This window comes from Streptomyces sp. NBC_01515, assembly GCF_045040345.1.
In the GTDB taxonomy this organism is placed as follows: domain Bacteria; phylum Actinomycetota; class Actinomycetes; order Streptomycetales; family Streptomycetaceae; genus Streptomyces.
On record NZ_CP109416.1, the window covers coordinates 1,729,080 to 1,750,695 of the forward strand.

At 71.3% G+C, this 21,616-nt stretch carries 17 protein-coding genes; 7 read left to right on the forward strand and 10 right to left on the reverse strand.

What is annotated here, in order from left to right:
• Positions 1-18: 18 nt before the first annotated feature.
• The 9 genes from OG407_RS07535 to OG407_RS07575 form a co-directional block, all read right to left on the reverse strand.
• Positions 19-1,716: a protein kinase domain-containing protein gene (locus tag OG407_RS07535; protein WP_405856230.1), complete on the reverse strand. Its 1,698-nt coding sequence runs from the start codon at positions 1,714-1,716 to the stop codon at positions 19-21.
• A gap of 206 nt (positions 1,717-1,922) precedes the next feature.
• Positions 1,923-2,429, reverse strand: coding sequence for a DUF4440 domain-containing protein (locus OG407_RS07540; protein WP_405856232.1), 507 nt, complete (start codon positions 2,427-2,429; stop codon positions 1,923-1,925).
• Positions 2,333-2,638, reverse strand: coding sequence for a GNAT family N-acetyltransferase (locus OG407_RS07545; protein WP_405856234.1), 306 nt, complete (start codon positions 2,636-2,638; stop codon positions 2,333-2,335). The genes OG407_RS07540 and OG407_RS07545 overlap by 97 nt, the downstream gene beginning before the upstream one ends.
• Before the next feature lie 74 nt (positions 2,639-2,712).
• The gene (locus OG407_RS07550; RefSeq protein ID WP_405856236.1) at positions 2,713-3,876 is read right to left on the reverse strand and encodes a M24 family metallopeptidase; all 1,164 of its coding nucleotides are present in this window, start codon (positions 3,874-3,876) and stop codon (positions 2,713-2,715) included.
• 339 nt (positions 3,877-4,215) lie between these two features.
• The gene (locus tag OG407_RS07555) at positions 4,216-5,193 is read right to left on the reverse strand and encodes an oligopeptide/dipeptide ABC transporter ATP-binding protein (RefSeq protein WP_405856238.1); all 978 of its coding nucleotides are present in this window, start codon (positions 5,191-5,193) and stop codon (positions 4,216-4,218) included.
• The gene (locus OG407_RS07560; protein ID WP_405856240.1) at positions 5,190-5,984 is read right to left on the reverse strand and encodes an ABC transporter ATP-binding protein; all 795 of its coding nucleotides are present in this window, start codon (positions 5,982-5,984) and stop codon (positions 5,190-5,192) included. The genes OG407_RS07555 and OG407_RS07560 overlap by 4 nt, the downstream gene beginning before the upstream one ends.
• Positions 5,981-6,871: an ABC transporter permease gene (locus tag OG407_RS07565; RefSeq protein WP_405856242.1), complete on the reverse strand. Its 891-nt coding sequence runs from the start codon at positions 6,869-6,871 to the stop codon at positions 5,981-5,983. The genes OG407_RS07560 and OG407_RS07565 overlap by 4 nt, the downstream gene beginning before the upstream one ends.
• Positions 6,868-8,016 carry an ABC transporter permease gene (locus OG407_RS07570; protein ID WP_405856244.1) on the reverse strand — a complete coding sequence of 383 codons (1,149 nt, stop codon included), beginning with the start codon at positions 8,014-8,016 and terminating at the stop codon, positions 6,868-6,870. The genes OG407_RS07565 and OG407_RS07570 overlap by 4 nt, the downstream gene beginning before the upstream one ends.
• A 19-nt stretch (positions 8,017-8,035) precedes the next feature.
• Complete coding sequence (locus OG407_RS07575; protein WP_405856246.1) at positions 8,036-9,622, reverse strand: ABC transporter substrate-binding protein; 1,587 nt, start codon at positions 9,620-9,622, stop codon at positions 8,036-8,038.
• A gap of 171 nt (positions 9,623-9,793) precedes the next feature.
• On the opposite strand from OG407_RS07575, the gene OG407_RS07580 reads away from it, so the two are divergent.
• The 7 genes from OG407_RS07580 (at position 9,794) to OG407_RS07610 (ending at position 20,197) form a co-directional block, all read left to right on the forward strand.
• Positions 9,794-10,441 carry an Lrp/AsnC family transcriptional regulator gene (locus OG407_RS07580; RefSeq protein ID WP_405856248.1) on the forward strand — a complete coding sequence of 216 codons (648 nt, stop codon included), beginning with the start codon at positions 9,794-9,796 and terminating at the stop codon, positions 10,439-10,441.
• Between the two features lie 504 nt (positions 10,442-10,945).
• Positions 10,946-12,916 carry a PPC domain-containing protein gene (locus OG407_RS07585; protein ID WP_405856250.1) on the forward strand — a complete coding sequence of 657 codons (1,971 nt, stop codon included), beginning with the start codon at positions 10,946-10,948 and terminating at the stop codon, positions 12,914-12,916.
• Positions 12,917-13,012: 96 nt separating this feature from the next.
• A complete protein-coding gene (gene ligA, locus OG407_RS07590) occupies positions 13,013-15,115 on the forward strand; it encodes an NAD-dependent DNA ligase LigA (protein WP_405856252.1) in 2,103 nt (700 codons plus the stop codon).
• A gap of 327 nt (positions 15,116-15,442) precedes the next feature.
• On the forward strand, positions 15,443-15,991 hold the full coding sequence (locus tag OG407_RS07595; protein WP_405856254.1) for a hypothetical protein: 549 nt from the start codon (positions 15,443-15,445) through the stop codon (positions 15,989-15,991).
• Between the two features lie 107 nt (positions 15,992-16,098).
• Complete coding sequence (locus tag OG407_RS07600; protein WP_403603106.1) at positions 16,099-16,959, forward strand: PaaX family transcriptional regulator C-terminal domain-containing protein; 861 nt, start codon at positions 16,099-16,101, stop codon at positions 16,957-16,959.
• Positions 16,960-17,146: 187 nt separating this feature from the next.
• The gene (locus OG407_RS07605) at positions 17,147-18,499 is read left to right on the forward strand and encodes an alpha/beta hydrolase (protein WP_405856256.1); all 1,353 of its coding nucleotides are present in this window, start codon (positions 17,147-17,149) and stop codon (positions 18,497-18,499) included.
• Between the two features lie 90 nt (positions 18,500-18,589).
• Positions 18,590-20,197 (forward strand): MFS transporter, encoded by a 1,608-nt coding sequence (locus OG407_RS07610; RefSeq protein ID WP_405856258.1) that lies wholly within the window; start codon positions 18,590-18,592, stop codon positions 20,195-20,197.
• A 26-nt stretch (positions 20,198-20,223) separates the two neighbouring features.
• Here the strand turns inward: OG407_RS07610 and OG407_RS07615 are convergent, their stop codons facing one another.
• Complete coding sequence (locus tag OG407_RS07615) at positions 20,224-21,546, reverse strand: DEAD/DEAH box helicase (RefSeq protein WP_405856260.1); 1,323 nt, start codon at positions 21,544-21,546, stop codon at positions 20,224-20,226.
• Between the last annotated feature and the right edge of the window lie 70 nt (positions 21,547-21,616).

The window sequence follows — 21,616 nt, forward strand, 5'->3', positions numbered from 1 at the left end:
GGCCCCGCGCCCCCGCCCTCAACTCGCGGTATTGGTCTGCCAGGCGACCGCGGCGTCCGTCGCGATGACCATGTTGCCGTCCTCCAGCACCTTGAGCACGGCCCCGGTGGCGCCCTGCGTTTTGCTGCTCCACAGCGCCTGGTGCTGAGCGTCGTAGACCACGAGGTTGCCGTCCGCCTGGAACGCGGCCGTGTTTCCCGCGCCCTGGGTCTGGCTCGCCCAATGCGCCGTTCCGGACGCGTCGTAGAGCACGAGGTTGCCGTCCGTCTGCATGATCAGTTTCGAGCGCACGGTCTGGATGAACTTCCCGACCTCGAACGTGAAGGGAGCCTTCACCACCACGGCGTCGGCCAGGTTCCCCTCACCTGTGCCGGAAGCGGAGGCGGAAGGAGACGCCGTCGCTCCGCTTGCGGACGGGGAGGCCGACACGTGGGCGGCGCGGCCGGCGCTTGCGGACGGTGTGACATGGGCGGACGCCGAGTCCTTGCTCTTCCTGTTGCTGTTGCCCTTGTCGTCAAGGGTGTTGAACAGGAGCAGCCCGGAGCCGGCGACGACGACCAGCGCGGCCACGCCGATGGCGGTCCAGAGCGTGCGACGCCCCAGTTCGCCTCGGGTGCCTGCGCCGTCCGGGGGCGGAGTCGGGCCGGTTCCCATCGGATAGGGGCCGTAGATGTCCGCCACGTGCGGCTGCGTGGGGGTGTCCAGGCCCGGGTTCGGCGCGAGGAGCGTGGCCGCGTGGGCTTCCCGCGCGCCGCCGTCCATGGCGGCCGCCGTCCGCGGGGCTACGGCCGTCATCGCGTCCGAGGCGGTGGTCGACCCACGGCTCCCGTTGTCGCCGACGGTCGCGGCACGTTCCCGATCCGTCAACGAGCCCACGGCGAGCGCCTGTTGGTAGGCGGGGTGGTGGACCAGATCGGCCTCGGCCCGGCAGAGTTCGACGATCTGGTGCGGGGTGGGGCGCAGGGCGGGATCACTCTGCGCGCAGGCCACGATCAGCTCGGCGACGCCCGCGTCCACACCCCGCACATCGATCTCGCCGTGCACCGAACGGTAGGACACGGCCGCGAACGGCCCGTCCCCGTAAGGCGGTCGGCCGGTGACGGCGAAGGCCAACGTGGCCCCGAGGGCGAACACGTCCGCGCCCGGACCGGTCTCGCCGCCGGTGATCGTCTCCGGTGCGATGAACCCGGGGCTGCCCATCGCTCCGCCGACCTGGGTCAGGTTGGAGGTGCCGGTGGTCCTGGCGATACCGAAGTCGATCAGCTGAGGGCCGGTGGCGGAGAGGATGACGTTGTGCGGCTTGAGGTCCCGATGCCAGACACCGCGTACGTGGATGGCGTCCAGCCCCTCGGCGAGGGCGGCCAGCATGACCCGGGCCAGGTCGGCGGGGAGCGGCCCGTTGGCGACGACCGCGGCGTGCAGCGTGGGCCCCGGCACGTACTCGGTGGCCAGCCAGTACGGCGGCGTGTCCAGCTCCGCGTCGATGAGCGACGCCGTGTACGCGCTGCGGACCGTGCCCAGGGTCTCCACCTCGCGGCGGAACCGGCTGAGGGCGTGTTCGTCATGGCGCAGGTGGTCGTTGATCACCTTCACGGCGGTGGGACGGCCACCCGGCGAACGCGCGAGATACACCCTCCCCATCCCGCCCTCGCCGAGTCTGCCGACCAGACGGTAACGACCTATGTGCGACGGGTCGGAGCCATCGAGCGAAAGCACGGGACATGTCCTCCTTGGGTGGAACCGACAGTCACCAGATCCACCGTGAGGTCAACTCGGCTGGGCTCCAACCCCGTTGCCCAGCCGGGGTGCGTGGGTGCGGGGGTGCGACACCAGTCCTCGGACGACACGCCCGGACCGGACCCCGACATAGTAGAGGGAACAGACCCCTGCGCCTCACCCGTCCCACTATTCCCAACTCGACGTCAGTGACCCAGAGTTGCCGTGGTCGCACTGTCGGGATCCGCCCCCTGCCCCGGAACGCTCTGGATGTCCTCGTGCAGATGCACGACGAGCCAGTGGCCGTCGGGGTGCGCGCGTCGCAGGACCGCGGTGTTGCGGGCCAACTCCGAGGGGGCCGCGCGGAAGTCGACCCGTAGCCAGTAGCGGGCCACGGCCAAGTCCCCGAAGACGTCGACGACTTGGTCGTACGCCGTGAGGCCGGTCTCGGCGGGACCGTCGTCCGGCGTGGGGCGGGCGTCCCGGACGCGGTTCAACTCCGTTCTGCCGCTGATGAGTCCGGGGGTCGCCGAGTCCCAGATGGTGGCCTTCGGGTCGAGGAAGGCGTCGATGCGGTCGCGGTCGCCGGCCGTGTAGCCCGCGTACATGCCCGTGATCACCGTCCACACGTCGGCCAGGTCGGCGGGCGCGCCACCCGGGCGGGCACCGCGGTCGGCGGCGGGACGGGCGGAAGGGGGCGGTGGAGCGGGCATGGCGGATCCTTGGGTGAGTGACTGGTGGGATGGGGTGCGGTGTCGAACGGGGAGGCCAGCGGGGTCCAGTGCGCGATCTCGGGGTCGTCGAACAACTCCGTCATCGCGGGGAGGTCGTTCTCGGTCCACTCACGGAGGACCAAGTCCTCGCCGGTCAGCCGCAGTTGTGCGGGGAGGGTTGCGGGGGCGGGGTTCTTGCCGTGGATCATCGCGTCGCTTCCTGTCTCTCACGCCTGTGCCTCCCGCGCCTCCTGCGTCTCCCGTCCCTCCTGTTCGTTCCGGTTCACGGGAGGACGACCAGGTCCCGGGGGGTGCGGTTGAGGCGCTCGCCGCCCGCCTCCGTGCAGATCACGATGTCCTCGATCCGGGCTCCGTACCGGCCGGGCAGGTAGATGCCGGGTTCGACGGAGAAGGCCATGCCCGGGGCGAGCGGGAGCGGGTTGCCAGTCACGATGTAGGGCTCTTCGTGGCTCTCCAGGCCGATGCCGTGTCCGGTGCGGTGGATGAAGTGCGGGCCGTATCCGGCGTCGGTGATGATGTCCCGTCCCACGGCGTCGAGTTGACCGGCCGTGATGCCTGGGCGTACGGCGTCGGTCTGGGCGCGCTGGGCGCCGAGCAGTACGTCGTGCAGCCGACGGAACTCGGCGGGCGGCTCGCCCACCGCGTACACCCGGGTGGAGTCGGAGCAGTAGCCGTCCAGGGTCGTACCGCCGATGTCGACCACCACCGGGTCGCCGGGGCGGATCGTCCGGTCGGAGAGTTCGTGGTGCGGGCTGGCGCTGTTCGGGCCGGAGCCGACGATGACGAAGTCGACGCGGATGTGCCCCTCGGCGATGATCGCGTCCGCGATGTCCCGGCCGACCTCGCGTTCGGTACGTCCGGCTCGCAGCCACTCCCCCATGCGGGCATGCACCCGGTCGATGGCCGCACCGGCCCGGCTCAGCGCGGCCGCCTCCTGCGGGGTCTTGCGCATCCGCAGCTCGTTCAGCACGGCTCCGGCCAACTCCTGGCTGGCGCCTGGAAGTTGGGTGCGGAAGGCGATGGTCTTCTCCGCCCACATCCGGTTGTCGACGCCGACACGGGCGGTACGGGCGGGCAGCCGGGCCGCGACGAGGGCGTAGGGGTCGTCGGTCTCGCCCCAGCCGGTGATCTCGATGCCCAGGTCACCGGCCGGGGATGCCTTGGCGGCGAGTTCCTCCAGGGCCGGCACGAGAAGGAAGGGGTCACTGTCGGCGGGCAGCACCAGACAGGTCAGCCGCTCCAACGGCTTGGCGTCGTAGCCGGTCAGGTAACGCAGGTCCGCGCCGGGCGAGATCAGCAGGGCGTCGAGACCGGCCCGGGCCGTGGCTTGCTGGGCGCGGTGGAGGCGGTCGGCCGGGTACAGGCTCGCGGGCGGTTCGGTGGGGTGGTGGGGGTGGTCGTCGTCGGGCGGCGGGGTGGCGGGCATGGGCTCTCCGTGGGGTTCGGTACGGGGTTCTGTCTGGCGTTCTGTGGGTGAGGTTCCGTGTGTGCGGGAGTGCGGGTCGCCGGTGACACGGGGGTTCTGCGCACGCTGGTGGCAGGCAGGGCGCGGTGATCAAGCGCTGCCGGCGTTGCCGGGGTGGGTCGGTGCCGGGTGCGGGCCATCGCTACAGGCGCGACTCGGTACCACGCCTGAGCCCGCACCGGCCCGGATCGGCATCACCCACCGACCAGCACCAGCCCGGATCATCGCCGTATTCGTATCCGTATCCGGATCAGCCCCGCCCGCGACCCGCCACCGCCCGCACAGCCACCCCACCCCCGCTCACGCCGCGTACAACCGGCACGCGACACCCCCCGCGATCAACTCCGGCTCTTCCCGGTCGCACCCGTCGAAGGCCAGCGGGCAGCGCGGATGGAAGCGGCAGCCGCTCGGCGGGTCGGCGGGGTCGGGGACATCGCCGGGGAGTTCGGCCGGCAGGATTCCCGCCCCGTCCGGCTTCGGTACGGCGGCCAACAGCGCCCGGGTGTAAGGGTGTCGCGGGTCCGCCCACACCTCGGCCGTGGGGCCGGTCTCCACGATCCGGCCCAGGTACATCACGGCGATCCGGTCCGCGATCAGCCGTACGACGGACAGGTCGTGGCTGATGAACAGCAGTCCGGCACCCGACTCGACGGCCAACGACCGCATCAGCGTGGCCACTTGGAGCTGAGCGGAAGCGTCCAGCGCGGAGATCGGTTCGTCGCCGACGAGCAGCCGGGGGCGGGCGGCGAGGGCGCGGGCGATGGCGATGCGCTGGCGTTGGCCGCCGGAGAACTCCTGGGGGTAGCGGTCGGCGGCGCTCGTCGGCAGGCCGACCCGGGTCAACAGGTCCTCCGGGGTGACGAGTTCGGCCGCCGCTTCACCCCGCCCGGCGGCCGTGCGGATGCCGTCGGCGATCTGCGAACCCACCCGGCGCCGGGGGTTGAGGGAGCCGTACGGGTCCTGGAAGACCATCTGAATGCCGGTCAGGGCCAGTTCGCGGCGGCGCACCCGCAACGGGCGTACCGGGGTGCCGTCGTAGGTGATCCGGCCTTCCGCGGGTGCGGTGAGGCCGCAGACCGCGCGGGCCAGCGTCGACTTGCCGCAGCCCGACTCCCCTACCAGGCCCACGACTTCACCGGCCCGCACCTGGAGGCTGACCCCGGCGACGGCCCGGGTGGGGGGTGCGCCCGGCCGGTGGTACTGGACCACGAGGTCGTCGACCGAGAGGAGAGGGGCCGTCGAGCGGGGGGTCGCAAGGGGCGGCGGGCTGGTCGTCATACGGTGCTCCTTCCGGGGAGCGCATCCAAGAGCGTGCGGGTGTAGTCGTGTTGCGGGTCGGTGAGGACCCGGCCGCGTGGACCCGTCTCGACGACCAGGCCGTGGCGCATCACGCTCACCTCGTCGGCGATCGCGGACATCACACCCAGGTCGTGGGTGACCAGCAGGACGGCGAGCCCGAGGTCGTCGCAGAGACCGCGCAGCAGCCTCAACACCCCTGCCTGCACGGTGACATCGAGGGCGGTGGTCGGCTCGTCGGCGATCAGGACCTTCGGTTCGCAGGCCAGCGCGATGGCGATCGCGATGCGCTGGCGCATGCCGCCGGAGAACTGGTGCGGGTAACGGCCCAGCGCCTCTCGGGGGTTGGGGATGCGGACCTGTGTCAGCAGTTCGGCGGCCCGTTCCTTCGCCGCCTTCCGGTTCAGCTTCAGGTGGTGGCGCAGGTGGTCGGTGAGCTGGTGGCCGATGCTGAGCATGGGGTGCAGGCTGGTGGACGGGTCCTGGAACACCATGCTCACCGACTGCCCGCGCAGCGCGGCCAGTTGGCGGGCCGGCAGGGTCAGCAGGTCGGTGCCCTCGAACTCGATCCGCCCGCCGGTGCGCGCTCCCGGCGGCAGCAGGCCGAGCACAGCCAGCCCGGTCATGGTCTTGCCCGAACCACTCTCCCCCGCGAGCCCGTGGATACGGCCGGGTTGGAGCGCGAGGTCGACACCGCCGAGGATGCGGGCGCCGCCCAGGTCGAGGGTCAGACCACTGATCTTCAGTACGTCGACCGTGTCGCCGTCGGTCATGCCACACGCTCCTTCTCCGCGCCGATGGTGCGGGCGGTGCCCGGGTCGAGGGCGTCCCGCAGTGTGTCGCCGAGGAAGTTGAAGGCGAGGACGACGGTGAGGATCGCCAGGCCGGGGAAGACCCCGATCCACCACTTGTCGAACTGCTGGGTCCCGTCCGCCACCATCGCGCCCCACTCGGCGGTCGGCGGTTTCGCGCCGAGCCCCAGGAAGGACAGCCCCGACAGCAGCAGCGTCGCGGTTCCGATGTCGAGGGTGGCCAGGACGAGGAGCGGCCCGAGCACGTTGGGCAGGATGTCGACGCGCATCGAGCGCCAGGCGGAGAAGCCCAACAGCCGTCCGCTGAGCACGAATTCACGGTTTCGCAGGCCCATGACCAGGCCCCGGGTGACGCGTGCGTACGACGGCCAGGAGACGACCAGCACGGCCAGTACCGCGTTCTGCAGGCTGGCGCCGAGCGCGGCGGCGACCACCATCGCCAGGATGACGGTGGGGAAGGCGAACACCAGGTCCGCGATCCGCATCACGGTCTCGTCCACCCACCGTCCGAAGAACCCGGCGCAGGCCCCGAGCACTCCGCCGACCAGCAGCGACATGGTCACCAGCAGCAGAGCGAGCGGGATGGAGACCCGGGCGCCGTACAGCACCCGGCTCAGCACGTCCCGGCCCAGTTCGTCCGTGCCGAACCAGTGTCCGGCTCCGGGGGCGGCCAGCCGGGGCAGGTTCTGCGCGAGCGGGTCGTGCGGGGCGAGCAGCGGGGCGGCGAGGACGATGACCAGCCAGAACAGCGCGACCAGACCGCCCGTCACCGCGAGCGGTCTGCGCCAGGCGGGCGGCAGCCGTCGTAGCAGACCGCGTTTCACCGCACCCTCATGACTGCGTTTCACTGGACCCTCACCCTCGGGTCGATCACGCCGTAGAGGACGTCCACGGCGAGGTTGACGGTCAGGTAGACCAGGCCGACGACCAGGCCGACGCCCATCACGGCAGGGAGGTCGAGGGTGGTCGCGCTGCGGTAGGCGTAGGCGCCGAGGCCTGGCCAGGCGAAGATCGACTCGACCAGGACGGTGCCGGAGAGGAGGGCGCCGAAGGCCAGTCCGGCGACGGTGATGACGGGGACGAGGGCCGCGCGGAGGATGTACTGGAAGAGGACCGTGCGGGCGGGCAGGCCCTTGGCGCGGGCCGCACGGACGTAGTCCTGGTTGAGTACTTCGAGGACGGCCGAGCGGGTGAAGCGGGTGAGGAGGCCGACCGTGTAGGCCGTCAACACCAGTGCGGGGAGGGCGAGATGACCCACCGCGCTCCAGAACACCGGCCATTGTCCTGCCAGTGCCGCGTCGACCGTGTACAGGCCGGTGACGTGCGGCGGGGCTGTCATGCCGGGGTCGAGGCGACCGCTGCCCGGGGCCCAGCCGAGGCGGTAGAAGAAGACGTAGAAGGCGAGCAGGGCCAGCCAGAAGGTCGGTACCGAGACTCCCAACAGGCTTACCACGCGCAGGAGTTGGTCGGCGAGGCGGTCCCGGCGCAGTGCCGCGACGACGCCGAAGGCCACGCCCACGATCAGGGAGATCACGATCGCGGCGCCGGCGAGTTCGAGGGTGGCGGGGACGGCTGTCGACAGGTCGGTGAGGACGGACTGGTGGCTCTGCTGGGACTCACCGAGGTCGCCGTGGAGGAGGTTGCCGAGGTAGGTGACGTACTGGACCGGCAGTGGCTTGTCGAGGCCGTAGTGGTGGCGGAACTGGGCGACGATCGCCGGGTCGCCGATCGCCCGCTGGCCGAGGTTCGCCGCCGCCGGGTCGCCCGGGACCAGGTTGGTGAGGATGAACGTCACCAGGGTCACGCCGAGGGCGAGCAGCGCGGCGGTGGCGGTACGGCGGAGGAGGAAGCGGGCGAGGGGGTGGCGGGCGAGGAGACGGCGGGGGCCGAGGGCCGTCGGACGGCCGGTGCGAAGGCGGTCGCCGCCGCCCGAGCCGCCGCCGGTGCGAAGGCGGTCGCCCGCGACCACGCCGTCGGCGTCCTCGGCGCCCACCCCTTCGTCCCCCGTCCCCTTACTTCGCGCCCAGCGCGGCGACATCGATCGTCCACACGGGGTTGTAGGCGACGCCGGTCACGGACGCGGCGGAGACGGTGTTCCGGCTGGGCTGCATCAGCGGGATGAAGGGGCCGGAGGCGTTCATGCGGGTCTGGATCTGCTCGTAGAGGGTCTTGCGGGTGTCGTCGCCGATCGTCGTCGCCGCCTTGTCGCCGAGTGCGGTGAGGGTGGGGTCGGCGCCGGCCTTCCAGCCCGCGCGCAGGCCGACGAGGTCGCCGGGGAGGAAGGTCAGGTAGTCGCTGGGGTCCGGGTAGTCCGGGCCCCAGTACCAGAGGCCCAACTGCTCCTTTCCGTTGCGGTAGTTGTCGAGTTCGGTGGTGGTCGGCGCGGGGGCGAGCGTGACGGTGATGCCGACCTCCTTCAGCTGGGCCTGGACCCGTTCGGCGAGGGTCTGCAGGGACAGGCCGTCGACGGTCAGGTCACTGGCGTAGCCGAGGGTGACGGAGGGCTTGGCGATACCGCTCGCCTTGAGCGCGGCCTTCGCCCCGGCCAGGTCGCGGCCGACGGCCTCGGAGGCGGGCAGCGCGCCGAGGAAGGTCGACGGGATGATCCCGGCGGGCTGGACGGAGCCGGTGCCGGCCAGCGAGAGCAGGCTCTTGTAGTCGATGCCCTTGCGCACCGCCTCCGCGAACTTCGCGTTGGCCGTCGTACTGCTGACCTTGGTGTTCCGGTTGAGCAGCAGGAAGATCACGTCCGAGGACGCGCCGCTGTCCACCTTGAGTCCGCCGCCGAGCCCGCTGACCTGGTCGGAGGTGAGGTCGAGGGCGATCTGGCTGTCGCCGCGCTGGACGTTCAGCTTCTGGGTGGGGGCCTGGACGTTCCGGATGACGATCTTGTCGTAGGTCGGCTTGTCGGAGCCGGTGTACTTGGGGTTCTTGGTCAGGACGACCTGGGTGTTCGTGTTGAACGAGGTGAGGGTGTACGGCCCGGAGCCCGCCGACGCCGTGTTGAGGTACTTCTCCGCCGCGTCCGTCGCGGTCGCCGAGCCGCCGTGGGCCTGGACCGTCTTCGCGCTGAGGATGCCGAGCGCGGGGTTGGGGAGGATGAAGGGCAGCGCCGGGTTCGCCTTCTTCGAGGTCAGGGTGACCGTGGAGGCGTCCGTCTTGGTGACCGTGACGCCGTCGAGCAGGAACGACGGGTTGCCCTTGAGCGCGATCACCCGGTTCAGCGAGAAGACGACGTCGTCGGCGGTGACCGCACTGCCGTCCGCGAACTTCGCGCCCGTCCGCAGGTGCAGGGTGAGCGTCTTGCCGTCCTTGGACTGCTCGTACGAGGAGGCGAGGCCCGGCACCGGCTTGGTGACGTCGGAGCCCTTGAAGGACAGCAGCGTCTCGTACAGCGCCTTGTCCACGATCTGCCCGGTCGGCTCGAACTCGCGGCCCGGGTCGGCGGTCTTCAGGTTGAACGACGTGTCGACGACCAGGGTCTTGCCGGCCGAGGAACCGGAGGCGCTCGTACCGCCGGAGCAGGCGCTCAGGGCGAGCGCCGCGACCGCGACGAGAGGAAGTGCCACCGGGTAGGACCCGGCACTGAATCTGGGCATGCGTGCCTCCGTGGGCAAGACAGAGCAGGGCGGAGCGGAAGAAGGCCGTGCGGGTGCGGGCGGATGCCGGGAGGGGACCTGGACGATTCGCCGTTAGGGTTGGCTGAAACTAACCAGGACTCTCGGCGGACGGGACCAGCGCGAGACGTAATGCAACGGAGAGGCGCGAACATGGAAGATCTGTCGGCCCCGGAGACCCCGGGCGAGCGCCGCTCTGGACGGATCGGCATCGGTCTTGCCCTGGATTCGGTGCATTTCAAGATCCTCGACGTACTGCGCACCCAGGGCCGTATTTCCGTCGCGGCCCTCGCGGAGCGTGTCGGCGTCTCCCGCGCGAACGCCTACACCCGCCTCGAAGCCCTCCGCGCCGACGGCGTGATCAGCGGCTTCAGCGCCCGCGTCGACCACAACCGGGTCGGGCTGGAGATCTGCGCCCTGATCTTCGTCACGGTCCGCCAGGAGCTGTGGAAACAGTTCCGCACGGCGCTCGCCCAGATGCCGGAGGTGGAGTACTGCGCCGTCACCACCGGCGAGCACGACGCCATGATCCAGATCCGGGTGGCCGACGTCACCGCCGTCCACCGCCTGGTCACCGACCGCCTCTCCACCATCCCCGCGGTCCGCGCGACCGAGACCGTGATCATCCTCGACGAGGTGCTCCGCCGCCCGTACGTCCTGCCTGCCACGTCCCGCTCCACCGAATCGGCTCCCGGCAACCCCCAAGACGCCGCCGGAACAAGCCAGTTCGGGATGACCCGCTTCATCCGGACCGCGGAGGGGCGGGCTGATCTGCAGCGCACGTCCGAGCCGGAGGACTGACGGGGGGCGCGCGCAATTTCCCGTCGGGGATGCGGGGGGCACGGCACTTTCCGTGAGGGGATAGGTGCGGCGCGGCGCTTTCCGTGAGGGATAGGTGCCGCGCGGTGCGGCGCGAGCGGGCGATCGGGCGGGGGCGATCTCCAGGGCCCGAGCCTGCCCCACCGGACTCCGAAGCCCGCCCCGCGCCATGAGACAACGGTGCCCGCCCTACGACCAGACAACGGTGCCCGCCCTGCGACCAGACGCCGACGCCTGCCCTACGACCGGACACCCCAAGGCCCCATTGACATGCCCACGCCCTCCTGCTGGACTAGACCAAATCTGCCGGACGGCCTGATCACGGGCGCCGCCATCGCACGGACACCGACACCGGTGGCACCACTGGCACCACCGGCACCACCACCGGCCCCCACCCGATCAGGCCCTGCCCAGAGCGCTCCTGACCAGAACGCTCGAAACAGGACCGCCGGACCGCCGACCGCGGTCCCGCGGAGGGGAGACCGCATGCGCGCGGGCGCACATCACCACCGCTTAGCCAGCATCCTGACCGTCACACTGCTCAGCGCGACCATGTCCGTCGCCGGTTCACCGGCACACGCGGATCAGCACACCGAGCACAGCCGACCCGACCGGATCGCCCAACAGATCACCGAAGGGCTCCAGTTGGCGCAGAAGGGCGCGGCCGGCCCGGGCGGCCTGAACTTCGATCCATCGCTGGCCCTGCTGCCGACCGAGGCCCAGGGGAAGGTCAACTTCCTTCAGGCAGACGTCGATCGGGGCGCCCGCGGCAAACTCCGGGCAGCACAGCGGAAGTTGGCCGGGCTCGTGGCGGCGACGCCGTACGCCGAGAAGGAAGCCGTCGGCACGCTCGGCGCCAACGACACACTGCCGACCGCCGAGCGCATCGCAGGTTTCGGCACCGGCGACCGTCACAACTCCGCGGTCGCCATCGCAGGGGATCTCGCCGACGACCCCAACATCCCTACGCTGCCTGCCGGTTCGGAGGACAACGGGTCCATCCCGCTGGCCATCGACACCGGTGTGGCCGGGGCGCGACAGGCCGTTAGGACCAGCGGCGTCATCGGCGACGGGCCGCACGGCAGTGCCGGTGACGGTCACGGGGACTTCGACTTCTACAAGGTCTCCGGAGTGCCGAGCGGCGTACCGCTCACCGTGGACGTGGGCGCCCAGGGCGACTTCAACGCGATCGCGCGGCTCTACGACGCAAACGGCAACACGGTGTTCTGGGCCGACGACCCGTCGAGTGGAAACGTTTCCGTGAGCGTGGCGTTGCCCACCACCGGGGTCTACTACCTGATGGTGGCCGGGTCTGGGCCCAACTTCGGTTCGCCCACCGACCCGAGCGACCCCGCCAGCGGCACCGGCGTGGGTTCCGAGGGCGCGTACAGCCTCAAGTTCTCCACCCAGCAGGGCGGGGACCAGGACGTCTACGACGTCGATCTGAAGGCCGGCGACGTCGTCGGGGCCACGGTCACCGGCAGCGGACACCACCTGTCCTTCTACGACGCCGCCGGTACGGAGCTGATGGGCTCGACCCTTGACGCGAGCGGGAGTTACTCCCCGGCGTCACCGCTGCCCGGCGGCGGCAACGCCACGGTCGACCTCGTGGCGCCGCGCGCCGGCCGGTACTACCTGGCCGTGAGCAACGGCGTCGGCGCCTACCGCGCCGAGTTGGAGGCCTACCGGCCGGGAACCGAGGTGGCGCGCAAGGGCACGGTCCAGACGCTGTTCCTCGACTTCGACGGCGCTCGTGTCAACACGTCGATCTTCGGCGCCGGCGGGGCGCAGCACGACCTGTCACCGATGTCGGCGTTCCTGCCCGGCTGGGGGCTCAGCCCAGCCGACGGGAACAAGGTCATCGACGCCGTCGTAGCCTCCGTGAAGGAGAACATCGCCACCGACCTGGCCAAGAAGGGCACCGACCCGCACTTCGCCGTTCGGGTCCTCAACAGCCGTGACAATCCTGACCCGTTCGGCCAACCCAATGTGAGCCGGGTCGTCGTCGGCGGCACCATCGCCGAGTCCGGCATCCCGACCATCGGCATCTCGTCCTCGATCGACCCCGGCAACTACGGCCACGAGGACACCGCCCTCGTCCTGCTCGACCTGCTGAGCGCGGCGGCGCCGAACCCGAACTCGCTCAACACCTACCTGGGACCGCAGAGCGACAAGATCGGCTTCATCGGCCGGGGGCTCGGCAACATCATCACGCACGAGATCGGGCACTTCTCGGGCAACTGGCACACCGACCAGTACGACGACACCACGAACCTGATGGACCAGGGCGGCAACATCGCCCAGATGCTCGGTATCGGGGCGGACGGGATCGGCGGTACGGCGGACGACGTGGACGTCGACTTCACCACCGACTCGTACACCCCGCAGGAGCCGTTCACCGGTTTCGAGGACACCCTGAACACGACCGCCTGGGCGTACAGCCGCGGGCTCGGCTGAGCACCCGTACAAAGGCCTCCTCGCCCGCCCTCCCGTGGGCGGGCGAGGAGGCCGCGCCGCGTTCGGCCCGGGGCATTGTCAGTGGTGGGAGGCAGGATGGCAGTCATGACAACTCCTGCAGCTGTGATCGTGGACGCCGCCGCCTACGCGCAGGCGGTCGAGGACGCGGTGAAGGCGTCGGCCGCCTATTACGCCGCCGGTACCTCCGCGCTGGACGACGACTCCTACGACCGGCTGGTGCGTGGCATCGCCGCGTGGGAGGCCGGGAATCCCGACCAGGTGCTGCCCGACTCGCCCACCGGGAAGGTGGCCGGCGGCGCGGTCGAGGGCGATGTCCCGCACACGGTGGCGATGCTGAGCCTGGACAACGTGTTCTCCCCGGAGGAGTTCACCACCTGGACCGCGTCGGTGGCCCGAAGAATCGACCGCGAGGTCACGCGGTTCAGCGTGGAGCCGAAGCTCGACGGCCTGGCGATCGCCGCCCGCTACACGCGCGGACGCCTCACCCGGCTCATCACCCGCGGCGACGGCACGGCCGGCGAGGACGTCTCCCACGCGATCGGCACCATCGAGGGCCTGCCGCAGGAGCTGGCCGAGCCGGTCACCGTCGAGGTGCGCGGCGAAGTCCTCATGACCACCGCCCAGTTCGAGCACGGAAACGAGGTCCGCACCGCGCACGGCGGCCAGCCCTTCGCCAACCCGCGCGGCGCCTCGGCGGGCACCCTGCGCGCGAAGGAGCGCGCCTATACGGTGCCGATGACGTTCTTCGGCTACGGCCTGCTGCCCCTCCCGGACACCGGGACCGACCTCGCGGCACGGCTGCCCGGGCTCGCGCACAGCGAGCTGATGACCCAGGCCGCGGCCTACGGGGTCAACACCACGGCCACCACCGCCGTGCCCGGCATCACCGCCGGCACCGTGGAGGAGGTGCTGGCCCGGGTCCAGGAGATCGCCGCGCTGCGCGCCCAACTCCCGTTCGGGATCGACGGGATCGTCATCAAGGCCGACCTCGCCGCCGACCAGCAGGCCGCCGGGTCGGGGACGCGGGCCCCGCGCTGGGCGATCGCCTACAAGCTGCCCGCCGTGGAGAAGATCACCCGGCTGCTGGAGGTGGAGTGGAACGTGGGCCGCACCGGCATCATCGCCCCGCGCGCGGTCCTGGAGCCGGTCGAGATCGACGGCGCCACGATCACCTACGCCACCCTCCACAACCCGGGCGACATCACCCGCCGCGACCTGCGGCTGGGCGACCACGTCATGGTGCACCGCGCCGGTGACGTGATCCCCCGCATCGAGGCCCCGGTCGCGCATCTGCGCACCGGCGAGGAACAGCCGATCGTGTTCCCCGAGGTGTGCCCGCGCTGCGGCTCCGGCATCGACACCAGCGAACTGCGCTGGCGCTGCGAACAGGGCCGCAACTGCCATCTGGTCGCCGCCCTCTCCTACGCCACGGGCCGCGACCAGCTCGACATCGAGGGCCTGGGCCACACCCGCGTCGTCCAGCTCGTCGACGCCGGTCTGGTCGCCGATCTCGCCGACCTGTTCGCCCTCACCCGGGAGCAGCTCCTGGGCCTGGAGCGGATGGGCGAGACCAGCACCGACAACCTCCTCGCCGCGATCACCACGGCCAAGGGGCAGCCGCTGTCCCGCGTGCTGTGCGCGCTCGGGGTGCGGGGCACCGGCCGCTCCATGTCCCGCCGTATCGCGCGCTACTTCGCGACCATGGACGAGATCCGGGCCGCCGACGCGGAATCGATGCAGCGGGTCGACGGCATCGGCACGGAGAAGGCCCCCTCGATCGTCGCCGAACTCGTCGAACTCGCCCCGCTCATCGACAGACTGGTCGCCGCCGGGGTCAACATGACGGAGCCCGGCGCGACCCCGCCGGCGCCCATGACGGATGACGCGGGCGCCGACGGCACCGAGGCTGCGGCCACGGCCGACGACGGGCCGCTGGCCGGGATGACGGTGGTCGTCACCGGCGCGATGACCGGCCCCCTGGAGAAGCTCAGCCGCAACCAGATGAACGAACTCGTCGAGCGCGCCGGTGGCCGTTCCTCCTCCAGCGTCTCCAAGAAGACCACCCTGGTCGTGGCCGGCGAGAACGCGGGATCCAAGCGGGCCAAGGCCGAAACCCTCGGCATCCGCCTCGCCACGCCCGACGAGTTCGCGACCCTGATCGCCGACTACCTCAACTGAAGCCTGCCGCACGGAGTGTTCCGCAGTTCACAGTCCCCGACGGGGCATGAGCGGGAACAACTGGGCCGGGTCGCCCGTTCATATGTACGTGGCTGCGGAGGGGACAGTGTCCCCGGGCCTCACCTATAGCCCATGGGGACGATCGTTCGGCTGAAGCCCCATGGAGCCCCTCGCCGAGAGGCGACCGCCCTCCGCACGCCACCATGTACGGCCCCGGCTGGTCTCCCCCGTCCAGCCGGGGCCTTCTTTTCACTCCCAGGTGCGGCCTCGCGCACTCCGCGACCGGGGCAGAATGGACGCCACACAGCCGCTGCGGATGGGGAGTTCATGGACACGCGTACGTTCGACGCGCTGACCGAGTCGATGAAGAGCGCGTACGTCGCGGGTCTCAGCGAGGGCGCCGTGCCCCGCCCGGTCATCATGCCGCTGGTGCGCGGCGAGTTGGTCGGCCTGATCTGGCTGCGCCCGGTCAAGTCCGGCGAGGACGCGCTCACGGCGATCGCGTCGCTGTCGAACATCGCCGCGGCGGCGAACGCCGACGAGATCGTGCTCGCCTGGGAGACCCAGGACGTGGCCACCACCTGTGAACTCCCCGCCGACGGCCCGTCCCCCTGCCTCAACATGGTGCACGCCACGAAGGACGGCCACACGCTCCACCAGTTCCCCTACACCGAGGACCCGTCCGCCGCCGAACCCCGGTGGCGGCCCGCCCCGGCTCCCCAGCCCGACGCCGAACTGGTACCGCCCGTCCAGGCAGCGGTCGACTACGCCTTCACCCCCCTCGAACTGGACCATCCGTCCCCGTTCGGCGTCACGGTCGTCCTGATGGAGGAGGACGGCTACAACCTGCGCCTGACCGAGGCGTTCACCTTCTGAGTCGGCTGCTTCCCCGCCCCCGACCTTCGGCTAATCACCGATTGCCGTTAAAGAAACGACACAGTTCACGGAACAGAGGCTCCGCACGGCCGCCCCGGGCCTACGCTGTGCCCGTGACCAGTGTTGACGTCGCCCCCGGACCCGCCGCCGAGAGCGGACCCGAGCCGCGCACCCAGTCCCTGATGCTGACCTTCTTCGGTGTTCATGTGCTGGGGCGGCCCGTCGCCGTGTCGTCGGGCAGCGTGATCGCCGCTCTCGGGCGGGTGGGGAACACCGAGGAGGCCGTGCGGACCACCCTGAACCGGATGGTCAAGCGCGATCTGCTGGAGCGGCGCCGCCAGGGCCGGAAGACGTACTTCGCGCTGACACCGCACGCCGTGCAGGTGCTGACGGACGGCAGGGACCGTATCTGGCAGACCGGCGCGGTGAACCGGGACTGGGACGGGCGCTGGACGATGGTGGGCTTCTCGCTGCCCGAGGCATGGAGCCGTGAACGGCACGATCTGCGGTCCCGGCTGATCTGGGCGGGCTTCGGCCTGCTGCAGAACGGCCTGTGGGTGGCCCCGGCGCCGGTCGACGTCCGCGAGATGGTCGCGGGGCTCGGCCTGGAGCCGTATCTGCGGGTGTTCCGGGCGGAGGTGGAGTCGCCGACCGACGTCCGCGAGGTGCTGGAGCAGGCCTTCGACGTGCCGGCCATCGGCGCCCGGTACCGCGCGTTCCTGGACCGCTGGGACCGCACCGACCCGCTGCCCGCGGCGACCTCCGGCGACGATCTCGCCGGTCAACTCCTGCTGCACACCGACTGGTTGGATCTCGTACGACGGGATCCGCATCTGCCCGCCGAGCACCTCCCCGGAGACTGGCCCGCCGCGCGGGCGGAGACCGTCTTCCGCGGCCTGGCCAGCCGCTGGGAGCGCCCGGCGGCGCGCGCGGCCGTCCGGCTGCTCGACACCATGACCCTGGACTGATCCACACCCGCGGACCCGCTCGCGTCCGCACCCGGCTCCCGTGCGCCCACGCGCGGATTCACCTGCCTCATTATTGGTCACTCTCTTGACGGCCATGAAAAAAGAGCCCTACATTCGCACCGCTCTCCCCATGCGAACGTCCCGCACGCTCCCCCATCGGTCCGACTCGACTCGCGGAGCCGCCGTCATGTCCCGACCCCGTTTCTCGACCCTCGCCGCCACCTGCGCGACCGCCCTCGCGACCGCCCTGATCGGTCCGGCGACCGGCGCCCAGGCCGCCACCGCCGGGCACTACTCCGGCACGCTGACCGACGGCGCCGCCTGGATCGCGGACACGCCCGAGCAGTGGAACGGCACCCTGCTGCTGTTCAGCCACGGCTTCGGCCCGACCACCGCCGCCGACGCGCCCTCGCCCGCCGCGAGCCAGGCCCTGCTGGACGCCGGTTACGCCCTCGCCGGGTCCTCCTACGACCCCGGCGGCTCCATGTGGGCGCTCGATTCGGCCGAGCGTGACCAGTTCGCCACGCTCACCGCCTTCCGCCGGCAGGTCGGCACACCGACCCGGGTCATCTCGGTGGGCGAGTCGATGGGCGGGCTCATCAACGCGCAGATCGCCCGGGACGGCGCGGGCCGCGTCGACGGTGCGCTCGGCCTGTGCGGCCTGGTCGCGGGCGGTGTCGATCTGGACAACTACCAGCTGGACGCCGAGTACACCCTGGCCACGTTCTTCGACCCCGCCGACGCCGATGACCTGGTGAACCTCGACAGCCTGGCCGACGGTGCCGCCCTCGCCGCCCGGCTCACGACGGCCGTGGAGACGGCGCAGCAGACCCCGGCGGGCCGGGCCCGGATCGCGCTGGCCGCCGCCTATCTCAATCTGGCCGACTGGGCTCCCGGCCAACTGCCGCCCGCGCGCGGCGACTTCGCGGGCCAGGAGCAGCAGCAGTACGCGTGGCTGGCTCAGGGCCTGCTGTCGTTCATCGTCCCGGCGCGCTGGTCGGTGGAGCAGTCCGCCGGCGGCAACACGTCCTGGAACAAGGGCGTCGACTACGCCGGTCTGCTGCGCGGGTCCGCCCACGTCAAGCAGGTCGAGGCGCTCTACCGTGACGCGGGCCTCGACCTGCGTACCGACCTGAACCGGCTCACCCGCGGCGCGGACATCACCGCCGACCCGGCCGCGGTCGCCCACCTGAAGCGGACCTCGACCGCCGGACAGGGACTGGCCGTTCCGCTGCTGGACCTCCACACCACCGCCGACCAACTGGTGCCCGTGGAACAGGAGTCGGCCTTCGCCGGGCGGGTGCGCGCGGCCGGCGACTCCCCACTCCTGCGCCAGGCCTACGTGTCCCGCCAGAGCCACTGCAACTTCACCACCGCCGAAGTGGTCGCCGGTCTGCACGCCGTGGAACACCGGCTGGACACCCGGCACTGGGGCGACGCCACCACGGCCGCCCAACTCCAGCGCAGCGCCGACGAGTTGGGTCTCGACGGCGCCGCCTTCACCGACTACCGGCCGAGCCGGCTGACCGGTACCCGCTGATCCCGCAGCGTTCTCACCCCAGCTCTTCCCGACCCTCCCCGGCCCTCTCCCCGTCCCCAGCCCGCGCGCCCCCAGGAGCCCTCCGTGTCAATGACGACCGAACCCTCCACCAGGACCGCCGCCACCGGTCCCGGTCTGACCACCGGCACCCTGGTCGCCGGTCTCCTCGCCGTCTGCCTCGCCCAGATCGGCCTGGCCATACCGGCCACGCTCAACGGACTGTTCCAGTCCGACCTGCACCCGGTCGGCTCCCAACTCACCTGGATCTCCGACGCGTTCCTGCTCCCGGTCGCCGTACTGGAGCTGACCTTCGGCCTGCTCGGCGACCTCTTCGGCCGCAAGCGGCTGCTGGTCGGCGGCGCCGCGCTGCTGGCCGTGGGCGAGTTGACCAGCGCCACCGCCTCCGGTGTCCACCAACTCTGGGCCGGGCAGGCCCTGGCGGGCCTCGGCGCCGCCGCCCTGTTCCCGACCTCGCTGGCCATCCTGGCCGCCGGCACCACCTCACCCGCGCAGCGCGCCCGGGTCATCGCGATGTGGGCGGCCCTGCTCTCCACCGGCGGATTCCTCGCCCCGCTGCTCGGCGGCGTCACCGCCACCTACGGCTCCTGGCGCTGGTCGTTCGTCGTGGTCACCGCCATCGCCGCGGCGAGCGCCGCCGTCAGCGCCCTGTTCGTGGTCAACTCCAGTGCGCCCGAGGGCCGTTCACTCGACATAGCGGGCCAGGTCACCATCGGTCTGGGCCTGTTCTCTCTGCTCTACGCCATCATCCAGGGCCCGACGGACGGGTGGGCCTCGCCCTCGATCGTCATCGCCTTCGTCCTGGCGGCCGTGTTCCTCGCCGCCTTCGTCCTGGCCGAGAAGCGCGCCAAGTCCCCGCTCCTGCGCCTCGACCTGTTCAGCAACCGTGCCTTCGCGGTGGCCTCGATCGTGGCCGTGGTGGGCATGTTCGCCTTCCTGGGCACCGCCTACTCCGTCAGCATCCGGCTCGGCCCGGTACAGGACCAGGCCCCGATGCGCACGGGCCTGGCGTTCGTCCTCCTCAACGGCATCACGCTGGTGATGCTGCCCCTCACGGAACGGCTGCTGCGTACGGTCGCACCGGGTCTACTGCTGGGCTCGGGGCTGCTGTTGATCGCGGCGGGCGACTACTTGGCGGCCACGCTGCCGATCACCGACACCGCCTTCACCTCGCTGATCGTGCCGCTCGGTCTGGTCGGCCTGGGCTTCTCGGTCACCGTCACCTCGATCACCGCGACGGCCGTCAACACCGTGCCGACCCACCTGGCCGGCATGGCGAGCGCCACCACCAACCTGCTCCGGGACTTCGGCTTCACCCTCGGCCCTGCCGTCATCGGCGCCGTCGCCCTCAGCCGCGCGGCCAGCAGTTTCTCCGACTCCCTGCACGGCTCCGCGCTCCCGGAGGCGCTGAAGGGCGCGGGCACGGCCGTACTGGAAGAAGGCGGTCCGCTCGCGGTGAACGGTGCCTCGGCGGCCTCGCCGAAGCTGGCCGACCTGCATCCGCTCGCCCTGGACGCGCTCGGCCACGGCTACTCGATCGGCTTCGTGGTCTGCGGTACGGCCGCGCTGTGCTCGGCGGTGCTGGCTCTGGTCACGCTGCGCGGCCGGGCTACCTCAGAAGGCGATGCGGGCTCACAGGTCGATGCCGCTTCACGTGACGCTTCCGCGCAGCCGGAGTAGTCCCGAAAGAGCGAACTCCCCACGGATCAGCGGCTCTTGCGGACCCTCGCCGCCGCGCGGGCCTCCGCCGCCTTGCGGGCCTCGGCGGTCTTCCGGGTCTCCTTGCCGGCCCGGCCCGGGCGGGTGCCCATGCCGCGGAAGGGGGCGTTGCCGGTGCTGGTCTTCGTCTCGGTCGGCGGGCGTCTGGCACCGGTGATGGCGGTCAGCTTCTCCTCACCGGAGCGGACCTGGGTGACGGTCGGGCGGATACCGGCGTCGGACATCATCCGGTTCACGTCGCGCCGCTGGTTGGGGGTGACCAGGGTGACCACGCTCCCGGACTCGCCGGCGCGCGCCGTACGCCCGCTGCGGTGCAGGTAGTCCTTGGCGTCGGCGGGCGGGTCGACGTTGACGACGAGGTCGAGGGCCTCGATGTGGATGCCCCGAGCGGCGACGTTGGTGGCCACCAGCACGGTGATCTCGCCGTCCTTGAACTGGCCGAGCGTGTGCGTGCGTTGGGGCTGCGACTTGCCGCTGTGCAGGGCGGACGCGCGGACGCCGCTGGCCCGCAGGTGCCGGGTGAACTGGTCGACGGCGGCCTTGGTGTCGAGGAACATCAGCACCCGGCCGTCCCGCGCGGCGATCTCGGTCGCCGTCGCGTACTTGTCGGCGGCGTGGATGTTCAGCACATGGTGTTCCATCGTCGTGACCGAGCCCGACGCCCGGTCGACCGACGCGTGCACCGGGTCGTGAAGGTGGTCCTTGACCAGCTGGTCGACGTCGCGGTCGAGCGTGGCCGAGAACAGCAGCCGCTGTCCGTCGGCGGGGATCTGCCCCAGGAGTTCCGAGACCTGCGGCAGGAACCCCAGGTCGCACATCTGGTCCGCCTCGTCCAGCACGGTGATCCGCACGTGGTTCAGGAGGCAGTCCCGGCGCGACACCAGGTCGGTCAGCCGCCCCGGCGTCGCGACGACGACCTCGACACCGGTCCGCAGCATTGCCTGCTGCCGGTTGATCGACAGCCCGCCGACCACTGTCCCCAGCCGCACGCCCATCGTCCGCGCGTACGGCTCCAGCGCCTCGCCGACCTGCTGCGCGAGCTCCCGGGTCGGTACCAGGACCAGGGCGAGCGGCCGCTTCGACTCGGCCCGGCGGCCCGCGAGCCGTACGAGCAGTGCGAGCCCGAAGGCCAGCGTCTTGCCGGAACCGGTCCGCGCCCGGCCGAGCACATCGCGCCCGGCCAGCGCGTCGGGCAGGGTCGCCGCCTGGATCGGGAACGGCTCCGTCACCCCGAGGCCGGTCAGCGTCCCGACCAGTTCGGGCGGCAGTCCGAGCGCGCCGAAGGAAGCGGCCGGCGGCTTCGCGTTCATGGGGAACCTTCCTCAGTCCTGTGCCCGCAACGGCACCGGGGCCCGTACCCCTCGGTACGGGCCCCGGCGG